25 protein-coding genes and 1 pseudogene are annotated in these 21,910 nt (G+C 70.0%); 17 read left to right on the top strand and 9 right to left on the bottom strand.

Going from position 1 to position 21,910, the window contains the following annotated elements; genetic code table 11:
- Positions 1 to 19 precede the first annotated feature (19 nt).
- Positions 20 to 1,132 carry an alanine dehydrogenase gene (ald, locus tag JNK30_RS19350; RefSeq protein WP_293484792.1) on the top strand — a complete coding sequence of 371 codons (1,113 nt, stop codon included), beginning with the start codon at positions 20 to 22 and terminating at the stop codon, positions 1,130 to 1,132.
- Positions 1,133 to 1,154: 22 nt separating this feature from the next.
- Here the strand turns inward: ald and JNK30_RS19345 are convergent, their stop codons facing one another.
- Both JNK30_RS19345 and JNK30_RS19340 read right to left on the bottom strand, forming a co-directional pair.
- A complete protein-coding gene (locus JNK30_RS19345) occupies positions 1,155 to 1,457 on the bottom strand; it encodes a putative quinol monooxygenase (protein ID WP_293484790.1) in 303 nt (100 codons plus the stop codon).
- Positions 1,458 to 1,507: 50 nt separating this feature from the next.
- Positions 1,508 to 2,479, bottom strand: coding sequence for a WD40 repeat domain-containing protein (locus JNK30_RS19340; RefSeq protein ID WP_293484788.1), 972 nt, complete (start codon positions 2,477 to 2,479; stop codon positions 1,508 to 1,510).
- Positions 2,480 to 2,630: 151 nt separating this feature from the next.
- On the opposite strand from JNK30_RS19340, the gene JNK30_RS19335 reads away from it, so the two are divergent.
- The 3 genes from JNK30_RS19335 to JNK30_RS19325 all read left to right on the top strand — a co-directional run bounded on the left by JNK30_RS19335 (position 2,631) and on the right by JNK30_RS19325 (position 3,934).
- Positions 2,631 to 3,074: a biopolymer transporter ExbD gene (locus JNK30_RS19335; protein ID WP_293484786.1), complete on the top strand. Its 444-nt coding sequence runs from the start codon at positions 2,631 to 2,633 to the stop codon at positions 3,072 to 3,074.
- Positions 3,075 to 3,215: 141 nt separating this feature from the next.
- On the top strand, positions 3,216 to 3,641 hold the full coding sequence (locus tag JNK30_RS19330) for a biopolymer transporter ExbD (protein ID WP_293484784.1): 426 nt from the start codon (positions 3,216 to 3,218) through the stop codon (positions 3,639 to 3,641).
- A 107-nt stretch (positions 3,642 to 3,748) separates the two neighbouring features.
- Positions 3,749 to 3,934 (top strand): hypothetical protein, encoded by a 186-nt coding sequence (locus JNK30_RS19325; protein WP_293484782.1) that lies wholly within the window; start codon positions 3,749 to 3,751, stop codon positions 3,932 to 3,934.
- Between the two features lie 19 nt (positions 3,935 to 3,953).
- On the opposite strand, the gene JNK30_RS19320 is transcribed toward JNK30_RS19325, so the two are convergent.
- Positions 3,954 to 5,054 carry a GTP-binding protein gene (locus tag JNK30_RS19320; protein WP_293484780.1) on the bottom strand — a complete coding sequence of 367 codons (1,101 nt, stop codon included), beginning with the start codon at positions 5,052 to 5,054 and terminating at the stop codon, positions 3,954 to 3,956.
- Between the two features lie 172 nt (positions 5,055 to 5,226).
- Here JNK30_RS19320 and htpX point away from each other — a divergent pair, with 172 nt between their 5' ends.
- The 3 genes from htpX (at position 5,227) to JNK30_RS19305 (ending at position 7,215) form a co-directional block, all read left to right on the top strand.
- Complete coding sequence (gene htpX, locus JNK30_RS19315; protein ID WP_293484778.1) at positions 5,227 to 6,153, top strand: zinc metalloprotease HtpX; 927 nt, start codon at positions 5,227 to 5,229, stop codon at positions 6,151 to 6,153.
- A gap of 27 nt (positions 6,154 to 6,180) precedes the next feature.
- A complete protein-coding gene (locus tag JNK30_RS19310) occupies positions 6,181 to 6,552 on the top strand; it encodes a hypothetical protein (protein WP_293484776.1) in 372 nt (123 codons plus the stop codon).
- Between the two features lie 237 nt (positions 6,553 to 6,789).
- Complete coding sequence (locus tag JNK30_RS19305; protein WP_293484774.1) at positions 6,790 to 7,215, top strand: SRPBCC domain-containing protein; 426 nt, start codon at positions 6,790 to 6,792, stop codon at positions 7,213 to 7,215.
- 3 nt (positions 7,216 to 7,218) lie between these two features.
- Here the strand turns inward: JNK30_RS19305 and JNK30_RS19300 are convergent, their stop codons facing one another.
- Positions 7,219 to 7,431 carry a DUF2945 domain-containing protein gene (locus tag JNK30_RS19300; RefSeq protein WP_293484772.1) on the bottom strand — a complete coding sequence of 71 codons (213 nt, stop codon included), beginning with the start codon at positions 7,429 to 7,431 and terminating at the stop codon, positions 7,219 to 7,221.
- Between the two features lie 86 nt (positions 7,432 to 7,517).
- Between JNK30_RS19300 and JNK30_RS19295 the strand changes: the two genes are divergently transcribed.
- Complete coding sequence (locus JNK30_RS19295; protein WP_293484770.1) at positions 7,518 to 7,721, top strand: hypothetical protein; 204 nt, start codon at positions 7,518 to 7,520, stop codon at positions 7,719 to 7,721.
- A gap of 13 nt (positions 7,722 to 7,734) precedes the next feature.
- On the opposite strand, the gene JNK30_RS19290 is transcribed toward JNK30_RS19295, so the two are convergent.
- Positions 7,735 to 8,616, bottom strand: coding sequence for a LysR substrate-binding domain-containing protein (locus JNK30_RS19290; RefSeq protein WP_293484768.1), 882 nt, complete (start codon positions 8,614 to 8,616; stop codon positions 7,735 to 7,737).
- 350 nt (positions 8,617 to 8,966) lie between these two features.
- Here JNK30_RS19290 and sdhC point away from each other — a divergent pair, with 350 nt between their 5' ends.
- The 5 genes from sdhC to JNK30_RS19265 are packed head-to-tail and all read left to right on the top strand — an operon-like array spanning position 8,967 to position 13,258.
- A complete protein-coding gene (sdhC, locus tag JNK30_RS19285) occupies positions 8,967 to 9,377 on the top strand; it encodes a succinate dehydrogenase, cytochrome b556 subunit (protein WP_293484766.1) in 411 nt (136 codons plus the stop codon).
- Positions 9,374 to 9,757, top strand: a complete 384-nt coding sequence (gene sdhD / locus JNK30_RS19280) for a succinate dehydrogenase, hydrophobic membrane anchor protein (protein WP_293484764.1) — start codon at positions 9,374 to 9,376, stop codon at positions 9,755 to 9,757. Before sdhC ends, sdhD begins: the two co-directional genes overlap by 4 nt.
- Before the next feature lie 4 nt (positions 9,758 to 9,761).
- On the top strand, positions 9,762 to 11,549 hold the full coding sequence (gene sdhA, locus JNK30_RS19275; protein ID WP_293484762.1) for a succinate dehydrogenase flavoprotein subunit: 1,788 nt from the start codon (positions 9,762 to 9,764) through the stop codon (positions 11,547 to 11,549).
- Positions 11,550 to 11,564: 15 nt separating this feature from the next.
- Positions 11,565 to 12,350 (top strand): succinate dehydrogenase iron-sulfur subunit, encoded by a 786-nt coding sequence (locus JNK30_RS19270; protein WP_293484761.1) that lies wholly within the window; start codon positions 11,565 to 11,567, stop codon positions 12,348 to 12,350.
- On the top strand, positions 12,350 to 13,258 hold the full coding sequence (locus JNK30_RS19265; protein ID WP_293484760.1) for a tetratricopeptide repeat protein: 909 nt from the start codon (positions 12,350 to 12,352) through the stop codon (positions 13,256 to 13,258). Before JNK30_RS19270 ends, JNK30_RS19265 begins: the two co-directional genes overlap by 1 nt.
- An 81-nt stretch (positions 13,259 to 13,339) precedes the next feature.
- Here JNK30_RS19265 and JNK30_RS19260 read toward each other — a convergent pair whose 3' ends face one another.
- The 3 genes from JNK30_RS19260 to JNK30_RS19250 form a co-directional block, all read right to left on the bottom strand.
- Positions 13,340 to 14,020: a PEPxxWA-CTERM sorting domain-containing protein gene (locus JNK30_RS19260; RefSeq protein WP_293484759.1), complete on the bottom strand. Its 681-nt coding sequence runs from the start codon at positions 14,018 to 14,020 to the stop codon at positions 13,340 to 13,342.
- A gap of 106 nt (positions 14,021 to 14,126) precedes the next feature.
- Positions 14,127 to 14,699 carry a TetR/AcrR family transcriptional regulator gene (locus tag JNK30_RS19255; RefSeq protein WP_293484757.1) on the bottom strand — a complete coding sequence of 191 codons (573 nt, stop codon included), beginning with the start codon at positions 14,697 to 14,699 and terminating at the stop codon, positions 14,127 to 14,129.
- Between the two features lie 228 nt (positions 14,700 to 14,927).
- On the bottom strand, positions 14,928 to 16,202 hold the full coding sequence (locus tag JNK30_RS19250; RefSeq protein WP_293484755.1) for a cytochrome P450: 1,275 nt from the start codon (positions 16,200 to 16,202) through the stop codon (positions 14,928 to 14,930).
- Positions 16,203 to 16,339: 137 nt separating this feature from the next.
- On the opposite strand from JNK30_RS19250, the gene JNK30_RS19245 reads away from it, so the two are divergent.
- The 4 genes and pseudogenes from JNK30_RS19245 (at position 16,340) to JNK30_RS19230 (ending at position 21,011) form a co-directional block, all read left to right on the top strand.
- The gene (locus JNK30_RS19245; protein WP_293484753.1) at positions 16,340 to 17,566 is read left to right on the top strand and encodes an FAD-dependent oxidoreductase; all 1,227 of its coding nucleotides are present in this window, start codon (positions 16,340 to 16,342) and stop codon (positions 17,564 to 17,566) included.
- 23 nt (positions 17,567 to 17,589) lie between these two features.
- Entirely contained in the window at positions 17,590 to 17,910 is a 321-nt protein-coding gene (locus tag JNK30_RS19240) for a 2Fe-2S iron-sulfur cluster-binding protein (RefSeq protein ID WP_293484751.1), read from the top strand.
- Between the two features lie 236 nt (positions 17,911 to 18,146).
- Positions 18,147 to 19,757, top strand: a pseudogene (locus JNK30_RS19235) (ATP-binding protein); the annotation flags it as partial.
- Positions 19,758 to 19,856: 99 nt separating this feature from the next.
- Positions 19,857 to 21,011 carry a hypothetical protein gene (locus tag JNK30_RS19230; RefSeq protein WP_293484749.1) on the top strand — a complete coding sequence of 385 codons (1,155 nt, stop codon included), beginning with the start codon at positions 19,857 to 19,859 and terminating at the stop codon, positions 21,009 to 21,011.
- 65 nt (positions 21,012 to 21,076) lie between these two features.
- Here the strand turns inward: JNK30_RS19230 and JNK30_RS19225 are convergent, their stop codons facing one another.
- Positions 21,077 to 21,841 carry an SDR family oxidoreductase gene (locus tag JNK30_RS19225; RefSeq protein ID WP_293484747.1) on the bottom strand — a complete coding sequence of 255 codons (765 nt, stop codon included), beginning with the start codon at positions 21,839 to 21,841 and terminating at the stop codon, positions 21,077 to 21,079.
- Positions 21,842 to 21,910: the final 69 nt, after the last annotated feature.

Below are 21,910 nucleotides of genomic sequence, written 5' to 3'. Positions count from 1 at the left end.
TGCCCCGGAGGAACTTGTCATGCGCGTCGGCGTGCCTCGCGAGATCAAGCCTGACGAATACCGGGTGGGCCTGACGCCCACAGCGGTCCGGGAATACGTGGCCCACGGCCACGAGGTGATCGTCGAGCGGGGCGCCGGCGAGGGCGCGGGCTATGCGGACGCCCTTTACGAGCGGGCCGGCGCACGGGTCGTGGCCGACGCCGACGCGGTCTTCTCGGGCGCGCAGATGATCGTGAAGGTGAAGGAGCCCCAGGCGGTCGAGTGGGTGAAGCTCACAAGGGACCACATCCTTTTCACCTACCTTCACCTGGCGCCCGATCCGGCGCAGACCGAGGGCCTGCTGGCCAGCGGCTGCGCGGCGGTGGCCTACGAGACCGTCACCGACGTCAACGGCGGCCTGCCGCTGCTGGCGCCGATGTCGGAAGTGGCCGGGCGGATCGCGGTCTTCTCGGCGGCCGAGACCCTGCTGAAGCACAACGGGGGCATGGGGCTCCTGATCTGCGGCGTGCCCGGCGTGCCGCCGGCGCGGGTGTGCATCCTGGGCGGGGGCGTCGTCGGCGCGAACGCCGCGGTGATGGCGGCGGGCCTGGGGGCCGAGGTGGTGATCCTCGAGCGATCGATCCCGCGCATGCGCTACATCGACGACATCTTCGCCGGGCGGGTGATCACCCGCTACTCCACCATCGACGCGGTGGAGGAGGAGATCCTGAAGGCCGACGTGGTGATCGGCGCCGTGCTGACCGCCGGCGCCGCGGCGCCCAAGATGGTGCGGCGCGAGCACCTGTCGCGGATGAAGCCGGGTTCGGTGCTGGTGGACGTCTCCATCGACCAGGGCGGCTGCTTCGAGACCAGCAGGCCCACCACCCACAAGAACCCGACCTACACCGTGGACGGCGTGGTGCACTATTGCGTCGCCAACATGCCCGGCGCCGCGCCCCGGACGTCGTCCGAGGCCCTGGGCCACGCCACCCTCCCCTTCGGCCTGCTGCTCGCCGACAAGGGCCTGGACGCGCTGAAGACCAACAAGCACCTGGCGCGGGGCCTGAACGTGCTGGACGGCCACCTCACCCATCCGGCCGTCGCCGAAGCGCTGGGCAAGCCCTTCAAGGACCCCTACGGCGCTTGGGCCTAGCCTCGCGCCGGCGGCTGCGGCCTTAAACCTCGCGCGGGTTCGAGGCGTCGAAGGCGGTGAACGTGCGGTCGGAAACGCCGTAGCGCGCCGCCACGGCTCGCCACGGCGCGATATGCGGCGCCTGGAGATGAGCCGTCAGCAGATCATGGCTGGGCCAGATTTCCGAGAAGCGCACCAGCCCCGGGTCGCCGATATCCTCGGCGGCGTTGTACTCCACGCAGCCGTCGTGCGTCCGGGTCTCCGCGACGAGCGTCGCGAGGTGAGGCCGCACGTTCGCCATGGCGTCGGCGGGAAACCGCATGGAGCCAATCACCACTACCGTCATGAACGCCCCTCCGTTCCCATTGCCCGACGCGGACAGACCGCCTCGGGCGCCTAGCCGACGTCCGCGACGCCCGCGTTGCCGTCTTCGTCGCCCCAGGCGACCCGCCTGGCGTCGGCCGAGATCGCCAGCGCCGAGATGGGGGCGCCCTTCTCGGACTTGATCGGCACGAGACGCTGGCCCGTGACGTCCGCAGCCCAGACACGGCCGTCGTCCAGCCCGGCCGCGAGCCAGGTGGCGTCGGGGGCGGTGGCGATGCGGGTGGTGAGCGCCGCCTCGTCGTAGCCGATCTCGGCGGCCTGCTGGCCCATGGGCCCGGCCGGTCCGGCGAACGGCCAGCAGACGGCGCCGTTGGCCCCCGAGGTCGCCATGAGCCGCCCCTTGGACAGGAACGCCAGGCTGCGGACCTTCGAGGGGTAGCCGCCCATGCGCATGTTCTTCTCATCGGCCACGCGCCAGCCGTGCAACTGGTTCTCCTGCATCGACGACACCAGGAACTTGCCGTCGGGGCTCCAGCAGACGGCGATGTGGCTGCCCGCCCACTTGAAGAAGACCGGCTTCTGGTCGGCGATGCGGGCGTACCAGAGCGCGACGCCGCCGTAGGTCGCCACCGCGAGGCGCCGGCCCTTGGGGTCGAAGGCCACCCCGGCGACCGACTTCTCGTGGGTGAAGGTGCGCGAGAACGCGGCGTCCGCCGGGTCGCGCACGTGCAGGTCGCGGGCGGCGGAGAAGGCGACGAGGCCCGACTCGGGGCTCGCCGCCACCGCCTCGATCCAGCGGCCGGGGACGGCGGCGAGCTCGCGCGCCTCCGAGGGCGTCGAGAGGACGACCCGGCCGTCGTCGCCGCCCGTGAGGACGCCTTCGCCCGCCGGAGGAAGGCAGGCCGACAGCGCCGCGCCGTCGGGATGGGCCTCCACGACCTCGCCGCCCTCGAAGCGGACCGTGCCGTCGCCCAGGGCGAAGACGCCGCGGCCGGCGCGGTCGAAGAAGGCGGCGGTGACGTAGGCGTCGAAGGCGGAAAGCATGCGCTTCCCCTAGTGCTTTGGGCGCCCGCGGGGCAAGCGTCGGCTCGGACCGGCGTTCGGCGCATTCGCGCTTTACAAGCCCCCGGCGGCTTGCCAATGGTCGGACGACAAGCGCGGGTGCGCGCGCGCACAGGGTAAGGAACCAGGACTTATGGGCGCTAAGGTTGGCGGAGGGGGCGGCAGCAAGTTCGACCTCGGCCAGAACTCGGACATGAACGTGACGCCCTTCGTGGACGTCATGCTGGTGCTCCTGATCATCTTCATGGTGTCGATCCCCGCCGCGACGGTGTCGATCAAGCTCGACCTGCCGCCGGCCATCCCGCCGCCTCCGGGCACGAAGGTGAAGGAGCCGACGCTGATCAACGTCCAGCGCGGCGGCCGCGTCTTCATCGGCGAAGCGCCGACGAACCTCGACCGCCTGACCGGCGACCTGACGGTCCAGCTGCAGAAGGACGATCCGGCGATCCCGCCGACCGAACAGCGCGTCTACATCCGCGCCGACCGGGACGTCCTCTACGGCGACTTCATGGCCGTGATGAACACGCTGCAGGGCAACGGCTTCTATCAGGTGGCCCTGATCAACGAAGAGCTCTAGGCCTTCGGATCGCTTCGAACACGCCCGCCGGGGTCGCCCCCGGCGGGCTTTTTCGTGCCCGGGGCGCCGGAAGCCAGAGTCGGCTTGCGAAAAGTTATGGATGTAATATATTACTGTCGTAGTCTACGACAGGAGGTCCTCATGGCCGCGTCCCTCGCTTCCCACAGCCACGGCGCCTACGCGATCCGCCAGAACGCCGAGATCAACGTCACGCCCTTCGTGGACGTGATGCTGGTGCTGCTGATCATCTTCATGGTGGCGCTTCCCGTCTCGACCGTGTCGGTGCGGGTCGACCTTCCGCCGGTGGGATCCACGAACGCCGTCTCGGCGCCGCCGGTGGTCGTATCGGTGACCCTCGACGGCCGCGCCTTCGTGGGCGACCGCGCGACGACGCTCGGAGATCTTCCGGCGGCCGTGGGCGCCGCGATCGGCGGACCGAACCCCACGTCCGGCCGCATCTACCTGCGCGGGGACGAGGGCGTGGCCTACGGCAAGGTCATCGCGGTGATGAACGCGCTGCAGGCGGCCGGCTACCACAAGGTCGCCCTCGTGGGCGAGGCGCTATAGCTACCCGAAGATTCAGCATTAACAGCCATGTAACCGCCTTCGTTTAGTCCTGTCGGCTCAGGTGGGGTCAGAACGACCTCGAAAAGAGCGCGAAGGCGCACACGGACATGTGGCAGTTGATCGAGGTGTCGGTGGGGCCCCGGACCCACCGCGGGCGCTACCGGATCGAAGGGCGCCGGCTGGAACTGGAATGGCGCGGCGGCCGCAGCTTCGCCTGGTGCGGGCAGCTGAAGCCGGACGTCGTCGCGGCCAACTGCCTGCGGCGCCTCGTCAGCGAGCCGATCGCGGCCTGAGCCAGGCCGCGCGGCCGCCTCAGGCGGCGATGCAGCTCTCGAACCCGGCCTTCAGCGCGGCCTCGTCGAGCTTGCGGCCGATGAAGACCAGACGGGAGTAGCGCTGGTCGCCCGGCCTCCACTCGCCCTGGAAGTCGCCCTCCAGGATCATGTGCACCGCCTGGAAGACCAGCCGCCGCTCCTCGCCCTTGATGTCCAGGATGCCCTTGGCGCGCAGGATGTCGACGCCCTGGGTCTGCAACACGTTGTTGAGCCACGCGGTGACGCGATTGGCGTCGATGGGCTTGTCCGATCTCAGCGAGACCGAGCGGATCCCGCTCTCGGCCACGTGGTCGTGGATGTGGCCGTGATCGTGCGCGTGACCATGGTCGTGGTGCTCATGGTCATGATGATGGTGCTCGTGCCCGTGATCGTGATCGCAGTGCTCGTCATGCACGTGCCCCGGCTCGCCATGGGCGGGGTTCAGGAAGTCGGGCTGGAGTTCGGTCACCCGAGCCAGGTCGAAGGCGTGCCGCCCGAGGATGGCGTCGAGCGGCACGTTCGAGCGCTGCGCGCGCCGGATCGGCGCCATGGGGTTCAGCGTCCGGATGGCCTTCTCCACCTCGGCCAGTTCCGCCTCGGAGACCAGGTCGGTCTTGTTCAGGATGATCTGGTCGGCGAAGGCGATCTGCTCGGCCGCCTCGCGGGAGTCCTTGAGCCGGAGCGGCAGGTGCTTTGCGTCGACCACCGTGGTGACGCTGTCGAGCTCGGTGCGCGCGCGCACGTCGTCGTCCACGAAGAAGGTCTGCGCCACGGGCGCCGGGTCGGCGAGGCCCGTGGTCTCGACGATGATGCCGTCGAACCGGCCCTTGCGCTTCATGAGCCCCGAGAGGACCCGGATCAGGTCGCCGCGCACCGTGCAGCAGACGCACCCGTTGTTCATCTCGAAGACTTCCTCGTCGGCCCCGACGATGAGGTCGTTGTCGATCCCGATCTCGCCGAACTCGTTCACGATCACGGCGTACTTCCGGCCGTGGTCCTCCGACAGGATACGGTTCAGGAGCGTGGTCTTGCCCGCGCCGAGATAGCCGGTGAGGACGGTGACGGGGGTCTTGGTCGCGGCTTCGCTCATGCCGGTCATGTAGTGCCAAGAACGCGGGATAGGAACGGGCAAACGCTCCGCGTTGCATCAGCCCTGCGGCGGATCCGCCTCCCGGACGCGAGGCCCGCATTCTCGGCCGCTCGTACGCGGTTGCATACGCGTATGATGCGCACCATATCTCTCGGCAAGTTCTGACGGCTTGACGGAGACCATGCGCAACCACCTTCGCACCTTCATGCTGCTCGCGGCGCTGACGGCGCTGTTCGTGGGCATCGGCTACCTGATCGGGGGGCCGACCGGCATGGTCGTGGCCTTCGCCCTGGCCGGCGTGATGAACCTGGTCAGCTACTGGAACGCGGACAAGATCGTCCTGTCCATGTACCGGGCGCAGGAGGTGGACGACTCTCACCCCGAGCCGCTGATCCGCAACTATGTGACCGACACGCTGGAGCTTGCCCAGCGCGCCGGGATGCCGGCTCCGAAGATCTACATCATCGACCAGGACCAGCCGAACGCCTTCGCCACCGGCCGCGACCCGAGCCATGCCGCGGTCGCCGCCACGCGCGGCCTGCTGCAGATGCTGTCCCGCCGCGAGATCCGCGGCGTCATGGCCCACGAGCTCGCGCACGTGAAGCATCGCGACACCCTGACCATGACCGTCACCGCCACGATCGCGGGCGCCATCGGCATGCTGGCCAACTTCGCCTTCCTGTTCGGCGGGCGCGATGAGGACGGCCGGCCGACCGGCGTCGTCGGCATGCTGGTGATGATGATCGTCGCCCCGATGGCCGCCGCCCTGGTGCAGATGGCGATCAGCCGCGGCCGCGAATACGAGGCCGACCGCGAGGGCGCCGCGCTTTCCGGCGACCCGGAGGCGCTCGCCTCCGCGCTCCGCCGCATCGACGCCTATGCCCGCGGCGGGGTCTACAATCCGGATGCCGAGCGCAATCCGGCGACGGCGCACATGTTCATCATCAACCCGCTCGCCGGAGGCGGCGCGGACAATCTGTTCTCGACCCACCCCTCGACCGAGAACCGCGTGGCGGCCCTGATGGAGCACGCCGCGCGACTGGGCGGACGCCGCGAGACGGCCGTTCCGCTCACCGGCGCCACGCGCCGGGTCGGGCCCTGGTCATAGGCCGCCGATGTCGCCTAAGACGCGACGATGCAAAGCCTTCTGACCTGGGTCGGACGCGCCGCCCTCCTCGTCGTCCTCGCGGTCGCGGTGAAAGGGGCGCTCGACCCGCACCACAGCGCCGCGGCGATGGCCCCGCCCCCGGACGTGGTGGAGCATGTCGCCTTCGGCTACCTGCTGACGCTGCTTACCGCGGTATCGCTGCCCCGGGTGAGCCCCTGGCTGATCGGGGCGGGCTTCCTGGGCGTCGCCATGACCTTCGAGCTCATGCAGGTCTTTGGTCTGGTCTCGGGCACGTTCCAGTGGAAGGACGTCGCCGCGAACGTCGGGGGCGTCGCCGCGGCGCTGGCCCCCATAGCCCTGGCCCGCCGGCGCTACGGCGCGCCATCCGCCAGACCCTAGCGCGACGCCGGGCCGCAGCGTTTCGTCCTCTGGCAGCCCGCTGTACGGCCGAGCTTCTCCCAAAAGTCGCCCTGTTCCGGGACGAGACTACCCCAGGGTTGAATCGAATTGCGGGACCGGGTCGGCTCTGGTCGAAGTCTCAGCGTTCGAACTCAACCATAGCGATCAGACGCGACGCATCCGGTCTCGCGAGGCTGCTGATCGCAACGGTGAAATTCCCATCCAGTCGAGCCTTTCATGCCCCTGATCAAAAGCAGCCTCGAGATCGACGCCCCGCCCGCGGAGGTCTGGCGCGTGCTGACCACGCCAGAGCTGATCCAGGAGTGGGCGGCGGCCTACCTGGAAGGAATCTCGGTGCGCACGACGTTCCGCGAAGGCGAGCCCATCGCGTGGAAGGCCCCGGACGGGGCGACCCGCGCCTGCGGCACCGTCACGGCCTTCCGGCCCGAGCGGCTCCTCCGGTTCGACTACGCCGACGACCCGCGGGGCCCGTTCGCCGAGGTCTTCGAGATCGAGTCCATCGACGACAGGACGCGGCTGGCGTTCACGACGGGTCCCCTCCCCCCGGAGCACGCCAACGCGCTCAGCGGCGCGCATGACGAAGCGATCCGGGAGATCAAGAGCCTGGCCGAGGAGTCGGCGCAGATCCACGGCCTGCGCTGAGGCTCAGCGCCTGCGCAGCTCTCCCGGCTTGTGGGCCGCGATCGCGCCCGTCTTGTCGGACTTGACGATGTATTCCGGATTGTCCGGCGAGGCCGCCACCTTGTGACCCTTGATCCGGGTGGGCGACGTCTGCTTGCGCACGACCTTGCCCTGCGTGGTTCCCTGGCTGTGGTCCCAGGCGACGGCGTCGCCCGGCTTGAAGGACTTGTCGGTCATGATCGCTCCGTGAGACGCAAAGCGAGCCGCCGGTGTCCTTGTTCCGGTTGGACACGCGTCCGGGTTCGGGCAATCTCGCCCCCGACATGCCTGACGAACGCAAGACCGACCGCTACGCCGTCCGCAGGGACCCCGCGGGCTACACCACCTTCCTGATCTTCACCGGCGAGCCTGCCGTGGTCGGCGGCGTGCCGCAGAGCGGCCTTTCCGAGGAGGACGCGCGGCACATGGCCAGCGTCCTGAACGCCCAGTCCCGGCGCGGCGATTCCTCGATGCGGCGCAGCTCCTAGCGCCCGTCCGGGGTCACGCCCTGAGGCTCTCGACCAGTTCGCGGGCGTAGGGGCGCAGGTCCGCCGCGGCGCGGACAACGATGGTGAGCTCGCGCAGGGCCCAGTCGTCGGCCAGGTCGATGACCGCCAGGTTCATGGTCCTGGCCGCCCGCGCGGCCGTCGTCTGGGGCACCACGCCCACGCCGACGCCCGCCTCGACCATCCGGCAGACGGCGTCGAAGCTGCGAAGCTGCACGCGCAGCCGCAGCGGCACGCCGAGGCGCGCCGCCTTCCCCGTCAGGAACCGCTGCAGCGAGGCCGAGCGCTCCAGGCCGATCAGGTCGTAGTCCAGCACCTCGGCGAAGGCGACGCGCGTGCGCCGCGACAGCGGATGCCCGCGCGCCGCCACGACGACGAAACGGTCCTGCCGGAACGGATAGGTCTCGAGCGCGCCCACCTCCACCGTGCCGGCGACGATGCCCACGTCGCCCACGCCTTCGGCGATGAGCCCCACGATCTCGTCCGAAAGCCGTTCCTCGAGATCGACGCTCACGTGCGGATGGGCCGCGAGGAACGAGGCCAGGGCCTCGGGGAGGAACTCCGTGAGGGCGTTGGTGTTGGCGAGCAGCCGCACCTCGCCCGAGAGCGCGCCCGCGAAGGCCGACAGGTCCTCCCGCATCCGCGCCGCCTGGGAGAGCATCGTCCGCGCGTGCTTGAGCAGCATGCGTCCGGCGGCCGTCGGCGTGACCCCGTGGCGCGACCGCGTCAGGAGTTCGGCGCCGAGGGCGGCCTCCATGTTGCGGATCCGCGTCGAGGCGGCCGCCAGCGCCAGCGCGCTCTTGGCGGCGCCGGCCGTGATCGAGCCTTCGTCGAGCACGTCGCAGAACAGCCTGAGGTCCGTCAGATCGAAACGCATCCTTCGCCTTTCGCGAAGGAAGGCTACAGCAAGAACGCATTGTCGTCAGCGCCAGGGCTCGGCAGAACTTCGCGTCATCCGAAGCGTGGAGCCCTGCCGTTTCCCATGCACGCCGCACCGATGCGAGGTGACGCCGCCGCTGGCGGCGGGCGAGGCCGCCGGCCGCAGGCGGCCTGTGTCTGCGGCAGGCGCCGCCCGCCCGTGGTGGCGCACTATCGGGCGCCCGCCGCCCCCGCAGGGTCGGATCGACATGCCCAGGCGGCCTCCAAGCGCCGCCGTTCGTTGACACCCTTCGTCGGGCGCTTAAGAACAGGTTCGCCGACGGCTTTTGGGGAGGCACGGCTAAAGCCATGACAAGCGTTCCACGCGGTCCCGCCGACCGCCCCATGTCGCCGCATCTGCAGATCTGGCGCTGGCACGTCACCATGCTCACCTCGATCCTGCACAGGGTCACCGGGGTCGGGCTCTACCTGGCCGGCCTGATCGTGTCGGCCTGGGCGGTTTCGCTGGCGATGGGGCCCGAGGCCTACCAGGCCTTCATGGGCCTGCTGGGCTCGCCGCTGGGCAAGCTCGTCATGCTGGGGATGACCGCGTCGGTCTTCTACCACCTCGCCAACGGCGTCCGGCACCTGGTCTGGGATTTCGGCCACGGCCTGGACATCAAGAGCGCCAACGGCTCGGCCTGGACGGTCTTCGGCTTCACCATCGCGGCCACGGCGGCGGCCTGGGCGATCGCCTTCATGACGGGAGCCCTGGCATGAGCTACCGCACTCCGCTTTCCCGCGCCCGCGGGCTCGGCTCGGCCAAGCACGGCGTCGGGCACTGGGTGGGCGAACGCGTCGGCGCGATCGCGCTCGTTCCGCTGGTCCTCTGGGGCGTCTACAGCGTCATCCTGCTGGCCGGGATGGACTACTACAGCGCCGTCGAGTGGATCGGCTCGCCGGTGAACGCCACCCTGGTGATCCTGACCATCTTCATCTCGACCACGCACATGATCTCGGGGCTGCGGGTGGTCATCGAGGACTATGTCTACAGCCACCTGAACAAGGCGGCCTGCCTGCTCCTCAACCTCTTCGTCGGATGGCTGGCCGGGGCGCTGGCCATCTTCTCGGTCCTCAAGGTCGCGCTGGGGGGCGCCTGATCCCATGGCGGCTTACGAATTCACCGATCACAAGTTCGATGTCGTCGTCGTCGGCGCCGGCGGCTCGGGCCTGCGCGCGGCGCTGGGCTGCGCCCAGGCGGGGCTGAAGACCGCCTGCATCACCAAGGTGTTCCCCACGCGGTCGCACACGGTGGCGGCGCAGGGCGGCATCTCGGCCAGCCTGGGCAACATGGGCGAGGACGACTGGCGCTGGCACATGTACGACACCGTCAAGGGGTCGGACTGGCTGGGCGACCAGGACGCCATCGAGTACCTGTGCCGCAACGCGCCGGCCGCCGTCTATGAACTGGAACACTGGGGCGTGCCCTTCAGCCGCACGGCGGACGGCAAGATCTACCAGCGCGCCTTCGGCGGCATGACCAAGAACTACGGCGAGGCTCCGATCCAGCGCACCTGCGCGGCGGCCGACCGCACCGGCCACGCAATGCTGCACACCATGTACGGGCAGTCGCTGGCGCACGACACCGAGTTCTTCATCGAGTACTTCGCCCTCGACCTGATCATGGACGAGGGCGTCTGCCGCGGCGTCACGGCGTGGAAGCTGGACGACGGCAGCCTGCACCGCTTCCAGGCCCAGCTCGTGATCCTGGCCACCGGCGGCTACGGCCGCGCCTATTTCTCGGCCACCAGCGCCCACACCTGCACCGGCGACGGCGGCGGCATGGCGCTGCGGGCCGGCCTGCCCCTGCAGGACATGGAGTTCGTGCAGTTCCACCCGACCGGCATCTACGGTTCGGGCTGCCTGATCACCGAGGGCGCCCGCGGCGAGGGCGGCTACCTGACCAACTCGCAGGGCGAGCGGTTCATGGAGCGCTACGCGCCCACCGTGAAGGACCTGGCCCCGCGCGACATGGTGAGCCGCGCCATGACCATGGAGATCCGCGAGGGCCGCGGCGTGGGTCCTAAGAAGGACCACATCTTCCTGCACCTCGACCACCTGGATCCGAAGATCCTGGCCGAGCGCCTCCCGGGCATCTCGGAGAGCGCCAAGATCTTCGCCGGCGTCGACGTGACGAAGGAGCCGATCCCGGTGCTGCCCACGGTGCACTACAACATGGGCGGCATCCCCACGAACTTCTACTCGGAGGTCGTCACCAAGGCCGGCAAGAACCCCGACCAGGTGGTGCCCGGCCTGATGGCCGTGGGCGAAGCGGCGTGCGTCAGCGTGCACGGCGCCAACCGCCTGGGCTCCAACAGCCTGATCGATCTGGTGGTGTTCGGGCGCTCGGCGGCGCTGCGCGCGGCCGACACGCTCAAGGCCGGCGCGACCCAGCCCGAGCTGAAGCCGCACCACACCGAGGGCCACCTCGCCCGCCTCGACCGCTTCCGCAACGCGTCGGGCCCGGTGCCCACCGCGGCGCTGCGCCTCGAGATGCAGATGGCCATGCAGGAGGACGCGGCGGTCTACCGCACCAGCGAGGCGCTCTCGAGCGGGGTCAAGCGGATGGCCGCGGTCGAAGCCAAGCGCAAGGACCTCGGCGTGACCGACCGCTCCATGGTCTGGAACTCGGATCTGATGGAGACCCTCGAGCTCGACAACCTGATCGGCCAGGCGGTCGTCACGGTGGTGGGCGCCGAGAACCGCAAGGAAAGCCGCGGCGCCCACGCGCACGAGGACTTCCCCGACCGCGACGACAAGGCCTGGATGAAGCACACCCTGGCCTGGTTCGACGACCCCACCGGCAAGGTGAAGATCGATTACCGGCCGGTGCACGACTACACCATGACCAACGAGATCGCGCCGTTCCCGCCCAAGGCGCGGGTCTACTGAGGAAGGGATAGACGAATGGTCCAGCTCACCCTTCCCAAGAACTCGAAGATCAAGCCGACGGGTAAGCACTACCCGGCGCCGGCGGGCGCCTCGAAGGTCAAGACCTTCAGGATCTACCGCTACGATCCGGACTCCGGCGAGAACCCGCGCTGGGACACCTACGAGGTCGACACCAGCCAGTGCGGCCCGATGGTCCTCGACATCCTCATCCACATCAAGAACACCGTCGATCCGACGCTGACGTTCCGCCGCTCGTGCCGCGAGGGGATCTGCGGCTCGTGCGCCATGAACATCGCCGGCCGCAACACGCTGGCCTGCACCCACGGCCACGAGGAGTGCCCCGGCGAGAAGATCCAGATCAGCCCCCTGCCCCACATGCCGGTGGTGAAGGACCTGGTCCCGGACCTGACGCTGTTCTACGCGCAGTACGCGTCGGTCGAGCCCTGGCTGCAGACCGAGACGCCCGAGCCGCAGAAGGAGTGGAAGCAGTCTCCCGAGGACCGCGAGAAGCTCGACGGCCTCTACGAGTGCATCCTCTGCGCCTGCTGCTCGACCAGCTGCCCGAGCTACTGGTGGAACCAGGAGAAGTACCTGGGGCCGGCCGCGCTGCTGCACGCCTACCGCTGGATCATCGACTCGCGCGACGAGGCCACCGGCGAGCGGCTGGACGAGCTGGAGGACCCCTTCAAGCTCTACCGCTGCCACACCATCATGAACTGCGCGCAGGTGTGCCCGAAGGGCCTGAACCCGGCGAAGGCCATCGCCGAGATCAAGAAGATGCTGGTCGACCGGGTGGTCTGATGCGGCCGGCCGCCGCGATCCTCGCCCTCGCGCTCTGGGTCGCGGCCGCGCCGGCGGCGGCGCAGACGTCTCTGATGGCCGGCGCACGCCCCGTCAGCGCCGAGGTCGACGCCGCGTTGGCGCGCGCGCGGGCGGGCGACGAGTCCAGCCTGCTGCGGCTGGCCGAAGGCGGCGCGGCGGAGGCGCAGATGTTCGCCGGCCTGCGCATGGCGTTCGAGCCGCGCCCGGCGGCGGAAGCCGCCCGCGGCTGCGCCTGGCTCGAGACCGCCGCACAGCAGCGGGGCGACGCCATGCACTTCCTGGGCGAGGCCTATCAGTACGGCAAGTGTGGGCCGAAGGATCTCCAGAAGGCGATCGCGACGTTTCGCAAGGCCGGCGACATGGGCATCCCCAAGTCCCGCTGCGCCGAGGGCAACCTTCTGCTGGAGACCGGCGGCGACAAGGCTCGGGCCGTCCAGCTGTGCCGTGAGGGGGCGGAGGCCGGCGACCGCGACGCCCAGACCGACCTCGGCAACTTCTATCTGATGGGCGAGGTCGTGGCGCAGGACGTGGCGTTGGCGCGGTCCTGGTACGAGAAGGCCGCCGCCCAGCGCCAGGTCAACGCGGCCTTCGTGCTCGGCCAGATCTACTGGAACGCCGACGGCGTGCCCCGCGACGTGCGCAGGGCCAGGGAGCTCTGGCTGCTGGCCTACGAAGGCGGGCGGGCGGATGCGACCTTCCATCTCGGAAACGCGGCGTGGGTGCTGAGCCAGCGCGGCGAGAAGGCCTGGGATCCGTCGGGCCTGGACGAGGCGGCGGAGTGGTATGCGAAGGCGGCCGAGGCGGGCGCCCCGAGCGAGCGCAAGGAAGCCGCCGAACGCCGCGACCTTGCCCGGCAGCTGGCCGGGGTGATGCGCAAGCGACGCTAGCCGCGGTCGGCCTGAGCAGCGCGTCGAGGCCGGGCGGATCGCGACGGACGCGGCAGGCTGGCCCGCCGCGTCCGGACCGGATCAGGCGGCGGTCGGCGCCAGGCGGCGGCGGCGCAGCATGGCGCCCGCGGCGCCGAAGCCCAGGATCATGAGCACCCAGGTCCCCGGCTCGGGCACCCCGCCCGTTTCCGTGGCTTGGGCCGCCAGGATCGCGTACGAGCCGCCGAATTCGAAGCGCTTGATCAGTCGGCCACCGCCGTCGATCCCGCGGAAGGCGAAGGCGTCGACCGCGCCGGGCGTCGAGATGGGCGCCAGATCGCCGATGTCATACTCGGCGATCAGCACGTCGGCGTCGTCGAAGGCCCGCATGATGACGGCGTCGTACAGGGGCGTGCCGTTGCCATCCGCGGCGTAGTTGAAGCCGCCCCCGAACATCGCCACGGCGGTGTCGAACTCCAGGGTCACGAACGCGCCCGGATCGTTCGTGCCGATGATGTTGGTCGTCTCGCTGCTCCCGTTGCCGTTGAGTCCGTAGCCGCCGATCCCCAGAACGGAACCAGGGCTCTCGGAGGAATAGGTGATGCCGCCCGGCAGCGAGAGCGGGCCGGCGGTGAAGACGTAGAACTGGCCGCTGTAGGCGCCGAAGTCCAGGATCGGCCCCGTGTAACCGGCGTCTGACGTCAGAAGCGCCGCCGCGCCGGCCGGAGCCGCGCCCAGCAGTGATGCCGCGATCGCCACCGCGGCGAACCCGAATTTGCGCATAGGTCATCCCCACTCAATGCGTGTTTCCGGGCCACCCTTGATCGAACGCGGAGCGCCGACAACAAGCTTCGCCCCCTGGGCGAATGAAGGCTCAACTGCTCTACGGTCATCCCCGTTCCGGCCTGAACAGGGCGTCGAGGCCGGCGATGACGTCGTCGATGAGGTCGGACTGGGCGCGGGCGGCCGGGCTCAGCGAGGCGGCCCCATGCGAGGCGGCCCAGACGGCCAGCGTAATCTTGTCGAGCGGGGCGCCGGGACGATCCAGGGCGGCGGCGACGTCGGCGACGAGGGCGTGGAGGCTGGCCAGCATGGCCGCCCGCGCCTCGGCCACAGGCTCCAGCTCGGCCACCTCGGGATCGAACATCAGCGCGAAGAGCGCGGGCTCCGCGCGGGCGTAGCGGAAATAGCCGGTCGCCCAGGCGCGCAGGCGCTGGCCGTCCACCGCGGCGCGCTCGGCGGCCTCCAGATCGCGGCGCAGCTCCCTGAACCCGCCGGCCGCCAGTTCGCCCAGGAGCTCGGTCTTGTTCTCGTAGTGGTGGTACATGGACCCGGCGGTGATCCCGGCCCGCGCCGCCAGGGCGCGTAGGTGCAGCGGCTGGCCCTCCTCGAGCATGCCCCGCGCCTCGCGCAGCAGCCGGCTCTTCACCTCCCCCACGTGGTACTTCCGACCCGCTTCCATGCGGCGACTATAGGTCAGGCTGACGCGCGCCGCGCAATTCTCCTCTCCCCCCGCGAAGCGGAGAGGGAGAGGGAAGGGTGAGGGCGGCGCTGTCGAGGCGGCCGCAGGGCGGCGGCCCGAACTCCGCAGCACAGGCGGGCCCTCGCCGGACCGACAGCGTCGCCCAGCCGCCCTCTCCCGACCCTCTCCCTCTCGTCGCGCCTGGCGGCGCGCGGGGGAGAGGATTTTTCAGTTCCGCGTCGGGATCACCACCGGGAGGGTCTCGTAGCCCTTCACGAACACCGAGTGGGTGCGCAGGGGCTCGCGGACCAGGCGGATCTCGGGGAAGCGGGCGAGGATCTCTTCCCAGATGATCGTGAGCTGCAGCTCGGCCAGGCGATTGCCCACGCAGCGGTGGATGCCGAAGCCGAACGAGAGGTGGTTGCGGGGCCGCGCGCGTTCGATGTCGTAGGCGTTGGGGTTCTCGATCTGGGCGTCGTCGCGGTTGCCCGAGACGTACCACATGACGACACGGTCGCCCTTGCGGATGGTCCTGCCCTGGAGCTCGAAGTCGCGCGTCGCGGTGCGCGCCATGTGCGCCAGCGGCGTCTGCCAGCGGATGGTCTCGGACACCATCGACGGGATCAGCGACGGGTTCGCCCGCAGCTTGTCGTACTGGTCGGGGTTCTTGTTGAGCGCGTAGACCGAACCCGAGATGGTGTTCCGGGTCGTGTCGTTGCCGCCGATGATCAGCAGCACGACGTTGGAGTGATAGTCGGTGGCCGAGAGGTTCCGGGTGGCCTCGGCGTGGGCCATCATCGAGACCAGGTCGAACTTCGGCGCCGCGTTCACCCGCTCGGCCCACAGGTCGTCGAAGGCGGCGAAGCAGGCGTCGGCCTGCTCCCGCTTGTGCTCCCAGCTCTTGGCCGGCCCGAAGCCCGGGGCGTTGGTGAACATGTCGGACCAGAAGGTCAGGTCCCGCCGCCGCGCCTGCGGATAGTCGAAGAGCGTGGCCAGGGTCATGGCCGTGAGCTCCTTGGAGACGAGGTCGACCCAGTCGAACTCCTCGCCGATCGGCAGTCCGTCCAGGATCTTGCCGGCGCGCTCGCGGATCAGCGGCGCCAGCGCCTGGAGGTTGGCCGGCGCCACGGCGGGGCTGACGGTCTTGCGCTGAACGTCGTGGCCCGGCGGGTCCATGCCGATGAAGCTGTTGCCGCGCGGCCGCTTGTCGGCCTCGATCTTGGCTTCGCGGGTCTGCAGGACGATGCCGTCGGCCGAGGAGAAGACCTCGTGGTTCGTGTCCACGGCCATGATGTCCTGGTATCGGCTGACCGACCAGTAGCCGTCGAACTCCTCGTTCGGCGCGCTCCAGTGGACGGGCGCCTCCTTCCGCAGCCGATCGAAGATCGGCCACATGGCGTCATGGGCGAACAGGTCGGCCTGCGCCGGGTTCAGGGCCTCGATGGGCGTCGACCAGGCCTCAGCTTCGGCGGCCTGCTTGAAATCCAGCGATCCGTCGTCCATGAGCGCTCTCCATCGGCGTTTCCCGATGAGGATGGGGCCTATCCAAACGCTGTTTCGCAAGCGCTCTTGCGCGCCGCACGGGGCGTGAACCCGCGGCGCAAGTTGACGCCAGTGTCACTTTTGGGCATCGGAGAACCATGAGCGAAGCCAGGGTGGTGATCGTGGGCGCCGGACACGCGGGGGGAACCGCCGCGGCGCTGCTTCGCCAGTACGGCCATGAAGGTCCCATCGCCCTGATCGGCGACGAGCCCATTCCGCCCTACCAGCGCCCGCCCCTGTCCAAGGCCTGGCTGAAGGGGGAGGCAGACGCCGACTCGCTCGCCCTGAAGCCCACCGAGTTCTACGCCGAGGCGGGGATCGACTTCCGCCCCGGGACCAGCGTGTCGGCGCTGAACCGCGGCGCGAAGACCGTGACGCTGTCCGACGGCTCGACCCTGCCCTACGACCATCTGATCCTGGCGACGGGGGCGCGGGCGATCGCGCTGCCGATCGCGGGCAAGGACCTCGAGGGCATCCTCTTCCTGCGGACCGCCGCAGACGCCGAGGCCCTCAAGGCCGCGGTCGGACCGGGCAAGCGGCTGGCCGTGGTGGGCGGGGGCTACATCGGGCTGGAAGTGGCCGCCTCGGGCCGCGCTCTGGGCGCGGACGTGGTGGTGCTGGAGCGGGAGGACCGCATCCTGGCCCGGGTCGCCTGCAAGGCGCTCTCCGATTTCTTCACCGGCCAACACGAGGCGCACGGCGTCACGTTCGAGCTGGGCTGCAGCGTCACCGCCTTCGAGGGCCGGGACGGCCGCGTCACCGGCGTGACGCTGGCCGACGGCCGCACGATCGCCTGCGACGCGGTGGTGGTGGGCGTGGGCGCGACGCCCAACGACGAACTCGCGAAGGACGCCGGCCTGGAATGCGCCCGCGGCGTGGTGGTCGATCTGGACGCCCGCAGCGTCACCGACCCGGCCGTGTTCGCCATCGGCGACGTGGCCCACCGGCCGATGCCGATCTACGACCGCATGTTCCGGATGGAGAGCGTCCCGAACGCGCTGGAACAGGCCAAGCAGGCCGCCTGCGCCATAACCGGCCGCCCGCGGCCGCCGGGCGAATGCCCGTGGCAGTGGTCGGACCAGTACGACCTGAAGCTCCAGATCGCGGGCTACGCCTTCGACGTGGACGAGATCGTCGTGCGCGGCGACCCCGCCACGGCCCGGTTCGCCGTCTTCCACCTGAAGGGCGACCAGGTTCAGTCCGTGGAGGCGATCAACGCGCCGCCCGAGTTCATGATGGGCAAGCAGCTCATCCTTTCCCGCAAGCCCGTGAACAAGGCGAAGCTTGCGGACCCGTCCATTTCCATGAAAGAGGTCGCCGCCTAAACGGCGGTAAGTCAGGGGCGTCCATGGCCAAGATCACCTACGTCGAGCACAACGGCACCGAGCACACGATCGACGTGAAGCCGGGCCTCTCCGTCATGGAAGGCGCCGTGAAGAACAACATCCCGGGCATCGACGCCGACTGCGGCGGCGCCTGCGCCTGCGCCACGTGCCACGTCTATGTGAACGAGGCCTGGCTGGAGAAGACCGGGACCCGCTCGGCCATGGAGGAGTCGATGCTCGACTTCGCCGAGGGCGTCCAGGACAACAGCCGCCTGTCGTGCCAGATCAAGGTCACGGACGCGCTGGACGGCCTCGTCGTGACGATGCCGGAAAGCCAGCACTGACGGCTGCCGCCCGCCCGGACGGCCGGCTCGCCGCCGGCCGCTGACCGCGGTCCATCTCTTCGATCCCCCGACCCGCCGCCCGCCCTTGGCGGCGACCGCGCGTTCGTGCGCGCGCCATGCATCCAATTGCCAAGCTGCGCATTTCCGGAAGGCGGAAGCCTGTCCTGGCTTCGGGGGACGCGATGCGCGGAACGACACAAGGCCTGGATCAGGCGCAGGTCACTCAGGACCTTGTGCGCTACCGCGCGCTCTTCGACTCGATGGACGAGGGCTTCTGCGTCATCGAGTTCTTCGACGGACCACACGGTCCCCTGTCCGACTACATCCATGTGGAGGCGAACCCCGCCTACGAGCGCCACGCGGGCATTTCGAACGTGGTGGGCCAGAAGGTCCGCGAAATGGTCCCGGACGAGGCTGACGGTTGGGTCGAACTGTACGGCGGCGTGTTGCGCACGGGCGAGCCGATCCGCTTCCAGCGTGAACTGGTGGCCACCGGGCGCTTCCTCGAGCTCTCCGCCTTCCGCATCGAGCCGCCGGACCTGAAGCAGGTGGCGGTGCTCTTCCAGGACATCACCGCCCGCAATCGCGCGGAGGAGGCGCTGCGCCAGCTCAACGAGACGCTGGAGGCCCGGATCCAGGCGGCGCTTGAGGAGCAGCGGCGCGAGCAGGAGCGGTTCCGCGAAACCGAGGAGGCGCTGCGCCACGCCCAGAAGATGGAGGCGGTGGGCCAGCTGACCGGCGGCCTCGCCCACGACTTCAACAACCTGCTGGCCGGGATCTCCGGCGCCTTCGAGATGATCGAGGCGCGGCTGGCCCAGGGCCGCCACGGCGACGTCGAGCGCTACCTCGCCGCGGGCCAGGGCGCGGCGCGGCGGGCTGCGGCGCTGACCCACCGCCTGCTGGCGTTCTCCCGCCGCCAGACGCTCTCCCCACGATCCCTGAACGTGAACCGGCTGCTGCCCGACTTCGTGGAACTGGTCCGGCGCACGGTGGGCCCGGGCATCCACCTCGAGACCGTCGCCGCCTCGGGGCTGTGGCGCACCCTGGTGGACGCCAACCAGCTCGAGAGCGCCCTCCTGAACCTCTGCATCAACGCGCGCGACGCGATGCCCGACGGCGGCCGGATCACCATAGAGACCGCCAACCGCTGGCTCGACGCGCACGCGGCCGCCCAGCACGGCTTCGACCCCGGCCAGTACGTGACGGTCTGCGTGTCGGACACCGGGACGGGCATCGACAAGGCGACCCTCGCCCGGGTGTTCGACCCCTTCTTCACCACCAAGCCGATCGGCCAGGGGACCGGCCTCGGCCTGTCGATGGTCTACGGCTTCGCGCGCCAGTCGAACGGGCACGTCCGGATCTATTCGGAGGTGGGCGAGGGCACGATGGTCTGCCTCTACCTGCCCCGGCACCTCGGCGAGGAGGACATCGACTTCGTCGCGCCGCCCCCGGTCCGGCCGGCGACGTCGGGCCGATGGACGGTGCTGGTGGTGGACGACGAGCCGACGCTGCGCATGGTGGTGCTCGACGCCCTGGCCGAGATCGGCTGCACCGGACTGGAGGCCGCGGACGGCCCGACGGCCCTGAAGATCCTGGAATCGCCGGCCGGCCAGGAGATCGACCTGCTGGTCACCGACGTCGGGCTGCCGGGCGGGCTCAACGGCCGCCAGGTCGCCGACGCCGCCCGTGCGCGCCGGCCCGACCTGCGGGTGCTGTTCATCACCGGCTACGCCGAGAACGCCGCCTTCAACCACGGCCACATCGCCCACGGCATGGAGCTGCTGACGAAACCCTTCCCGATGGAGGAACTGACGTCCCGGGTCACCCGGATGCTGGCCGACGCCTGAGCCGCCCGGCCGGCTGCAACCTTGCCCTGACGTCACCCGCCCGCTCGTAGTATCCTCCGCGCGAGGGTCCTTCAGAGACTCGCGAATTGGGAGGCCGCCATGCGTCGATTGACCGTCCTGGCGCTGGGAACAGCGCTCGCCATCACCAGCCTGCCCCTGACGGCGCAGTCGGCCGAGCCGGCCGCGAAGGCGGCCGCGGCGGCCAAGGCCTACAAGGCGCCGCGCAACGCCATGGGCCAGCCGGACCTTTCCGGGTTCTGGTCGAACGCCACGCTCACGCCGCTCTTCCGCAACCCGCGGATCTCGAACAAGCCGACGCTGACGCCCGAGGAGGCCCAGGCCTTCGAGAAGATCTGGACGACCGCCCTGGCCGCGGCCAACGAGCCCACCAAGGAGAACGCCGGGCCGGCGACGGTCGAGCAGACGGCCGCCTTCGCAAAGCTCCTCGAGATCCGGCCCGACTTCGCCGCCGCGGGCGGCGACACCGGCGGCTACAACACCTTCTGGATCGACCCGGGCACCAAGCTGGTGCAGATCGACGGCCAGTACCGGACCTCGATCCTGACCACCGCGAACGGCATGCCGCCCGCCCGCAAGGCCGGGGCGCCGCCGGCGGCGCCGCGGTCGTTCCGCGACGACTACACCAGCTACGAGACCCGCTCGCTGGGCGAGCGCTGCATCACGGGGTTCGGCCGCAACACCGGCCCGCCCATGCTGCCGAACGGCTATTACAACAACAACTACCAGATCATTCAGACGCCCGACGCCGTGGTGATCGAGGTCGAGCTGATCCACGACGCGCGGATCATCCGCCTGGGCGGGCAGCACCGGACCGACGGCCTGCGGCCGTACATGGGCGACTCCATCGGCCGCTACGAGGGCGACACCCTGGTGGTCGAAACCACCAACCTGCCCGAGTCGCAGCAGTTCATGGGCTCGTGGAAGACCCTCAAGATCACCGAGTGGTTCACCCGGGTCGCGCCCGACAAGATCCTCTACCGGTTCCAGCTCGAGGATCCCGAGCTCTGGGACGCGCCCTGGGGCGGCGAATACACCTTCAACACCCTGAACGGCCGCGTCTACGAGTACGCCTGCCACGAGGGGAACTACGCGCTGCCCGGCATCCTCGCCGGCGCGCGGGTGAAGGAGAAGGAAGCCGCCGAGGCCGCCGCGAAGGCCGCCGCCGACGCCGCCGCAGCCGCCGCCAAGGCGGCGCCGGCCGGCAAGGGCAAGGCCAAGTCCGGAGCGGACTGAGCGGCGCGGGCAGGGTCGCCAGCCTCGCGCGCGCCGGTCGGTTCCCCGGCCGGCGCGCCCGCAGGTCAGCCAGCGAACCGCCGGTTCAGCTTGCGCATGCCGCCGATCCAGCGATCGTAGTCGTTGGTCTTGTTGCGCATGTACTGCAGCACCTCGGCATGCGGCAGGATCAGGAACTCCTCCTTCTCCAGGCTGCGGACCACGCTCTCGGCCAGCACCTCGGGCTCCATCATGCCGTCGATCGAAGCCACGCCGTCGGGATTGCCCGCGGTCATCGCCGTGCGCACGGCCTGCGGGCACAGCACCGAGACCTTGATGCCCTGGTCGCCGTGGGTGATGGCCAGCCATTCGGCCAGGCCCACCGCCGCGTGCTTGGTGACCGCATAGGGGGCCGAGCCGATCTGTGAGAGCAGGCCCGCCGCCGAGGCGGTGTTGAGCAGGTAGCCCCCGCCCCGTGCGGCCATCAGCGGCACGAGGTGGCGCGCGGCCCAGACGTGGGCCATCACATTGATGTCCCAGATGCGCTGCCAGTCGTCGTTCGGGGCCTCGGCGCCGCCGCCCACGCCGATGCCGGCGTTGGAGCAGAAGAGGTCGATGGGCCCGACCTCGGCCTCGACCGTGTCGATCAGCGCCTTGATGTCGGCTTCCTTCGAGACGTCGGTCCTGAAAGCCCGGCCGCCCACCATCTCGGCGGTGGCCTTGGCGCCGGGCTCGTCACGGTCGGCGCAGACGATGGCCTTCGCCCCCTCGGCCTTGAAGCGCACGCACAGCGCCCGCCCGATCCCGCTCGCCGCGCCGGTGACGACGACGATCTTGTCCTTGAGTTCCACGGCGTTCTCTCCCCGGAGGATTCTTCGAGCCCTCGCACGGGCGGAGGCTCAGTCGGTCTTGAACCGCGG

The organism is Phenylobacterium sp., from assembly GCF_016793225.1.
Lineage (GTDB): Bacteria > Pseudomonadota > Alphaproteobacteria > Caulobacterales > Caulobacteraceae > Phenylobacterium.
The sequence above is the reverse complement of the archived record's forward strand: the minus strand, read 5'-3'. Positions and strand labels throughout refer to the sequence as shown.

What these genes read in the sequence shown, in the direction of transcription:
- ald (WP_293484792.1), top strand. Translation starts at nt 20, where the DNA reads ATGCGCGTCGGCGTGCCTCGCGAGATCAAGCCTGACGAATACCGGGTG.
- JNK30_RS19345 (WP_293484790.1), bottom strand. Translation starts at nt 1,457, where the DNA reads ATGACGGTAGTGGTGATTGGCTCCATGCGGTTTCCCGCCGACGCCATG.
- JNK30_RS19340 (WP_293484788.1), bottom strand. Translation starts at nt 2,479, where the DNA reads ATGCTTTCCGCCTTCGACGCCTACGTCACCGCCGCCTTCTTCGACCGC.
- JNK30_RS19335 (WP_293484786.1), top strand. Translation starts at nt 2,631, where the DNA reads ATGGGCGCTAAGGTTGGCGGAGGGGGCGGCAGCAAGTTCGACCTCGGC.
- JNK30_RS19330 (WP_293484784.1), top strand. Translation starts at nt 3,216, where the DNA reads ATGGCCGCGTCCCTCGCTTCCCACAGCCACGGCGCCTACGCGATCCGC.
- JNK30_RS19325 (WP_293484782.1), top strand. Translation starts at nt 3,749, where the DNA reads ATGTGGCAGTTGATCGAGGTGTCGGTGGGGCCCCGGACCCACCGCGGG.
- JNK30_RS19320 (WP_293484780.1), bottom strand. Translation starts at nt 5,054, where the DNA reads ATGACCGGCATGAGCGAAGCCGCGACCAAGACCCCCGTCACCGTCCTC.
- htpX (WP_293484778.1), top strand. Translation starts at nt 5,227, where the DNA reads ATGCGCAACCACCTTCGCACCTTCATGCTGCTCGCGGCGCTGACGGCG.
- JNK30_RS19310 (WP_293484776.1), top strand. Translation starts at nt 6,181, where the DNA reads ATGCAAAGCCTTCTGACCTGGGTCGGACGCGCCGCCCTCCTCGTCGTC.
- JNK30_RS19305 (WP_293484774.1), top strand. Translation starts at nt 6,790, where the DNA reads ATGCCCCTGATCAAAAGCAGCCTCGAGATCGACGCCCCGCCCGCGGAG.
- JNK30_RS19300 (WP_293484772.1), bottom strand. Translation starts at nt 7,431, where the DNA reads ATGACCGACAAGTCCTTCAAGCCGGGCGACGCCGTCGCCTGGGACCAC.
- JNK30_RS19295 (WP_293484770.1), top strand. Translation starts at nt 7,518, where the DNA reads ATGCCTGACGAACGCAAGACCGACCGCTACGCCGTCCGCAGGGACCCC.
- JNK30_RS19290 (WP_293484768.1), bottom strand. Translation starts at nt 8,616, where the DNA reads ATGCGTTTCGATCTGACGGACCTCAGGCTGTTCTGCGACGTGCTCGAC.
- sdhC (WP_293484766.1), top strand. Translation starts at nt 8,967, where the DNA reads ATGACAAGCGTTCCACGCGGTCCCGCCGACCGCCCCATGTCGCCGCAT.
- sdhD (WP_293484764.1), top strand. Translation starts at nt 9,374, where the DNA reads ATGAGCTACCGCACTCCGCTTTCCCGCGCCCGCGGGCTCGGCTCGGCC.
- sdhA (WP_293484762.1), top strand. Translation starts at nt 9,762, where the DNA reads ATGGCGGCTTACGAATTCACCGATCACAAGTTCGATGTCGTCGTCGTC.
- JNK30_RS19270 (WP_293484761.1), top strand. Translation starts at nt 11,565, where the DNA reads ATGGTCCAGCTCACCCTTCCCAAGAACTCGAAGATCAAGCCGACGGGT.
- JNK30_RS19265 (WP_293484760.1), top strand. Translation starts at nt 12,350, where the DNA reads ATGCGGCCGGCCGCCGCGATCCTCGCCCTCGCGCTCTGGGTCGCGGCC.
- JNK30_RS19260 (WP_293484759.1), bottom strand. Translation starts at nt 14,020, where the DNA reads ATGCGCAAATTCGGGTTCGCCGCGGTGGCGATCGCGGCATCACTGCTG.
- JNK30_RS19255 (WP_293484757.1), bottom strand. Translation starts at nt 14,699, where the DNA reads ATGGAAGCGGGTCGGAAGTACCACGTGGGGGAGGTGAAGAGCCGGCTG.
- JNK30_RS19250 (WP_293484755.1), bottom strand. Translation starts at nt 16,202, where the DNA reads ATGGACGACGGATCGCTGGATTTCAAGCAGGCCGCCGAAGCTGAGGCC.
- JNK30_RS19245 (WP_293484753.1), top strand. Translation starts at nt 16,340, where the DNA reads ATGAGCGAAGCCAGGGTGGTGATCGTGGGCGCCGGACACGCGGGGGGA.
- JNK30_RS19240 (WP_293484751.1), top strand. Translation starts at nt 17,590, where the DNA reads ATGGCCAAGATCACCTACGTCGAGCACAACGGCACCGAGCACACGATC.
- JNK30_RS19230 (WP_293484749.1), top strand. Translation starts at nt 19,857, where the DNA reads ATGCGTCGATTGACCGTCCTGGCGCTGGGAACAGCGCTCGCCATCACC.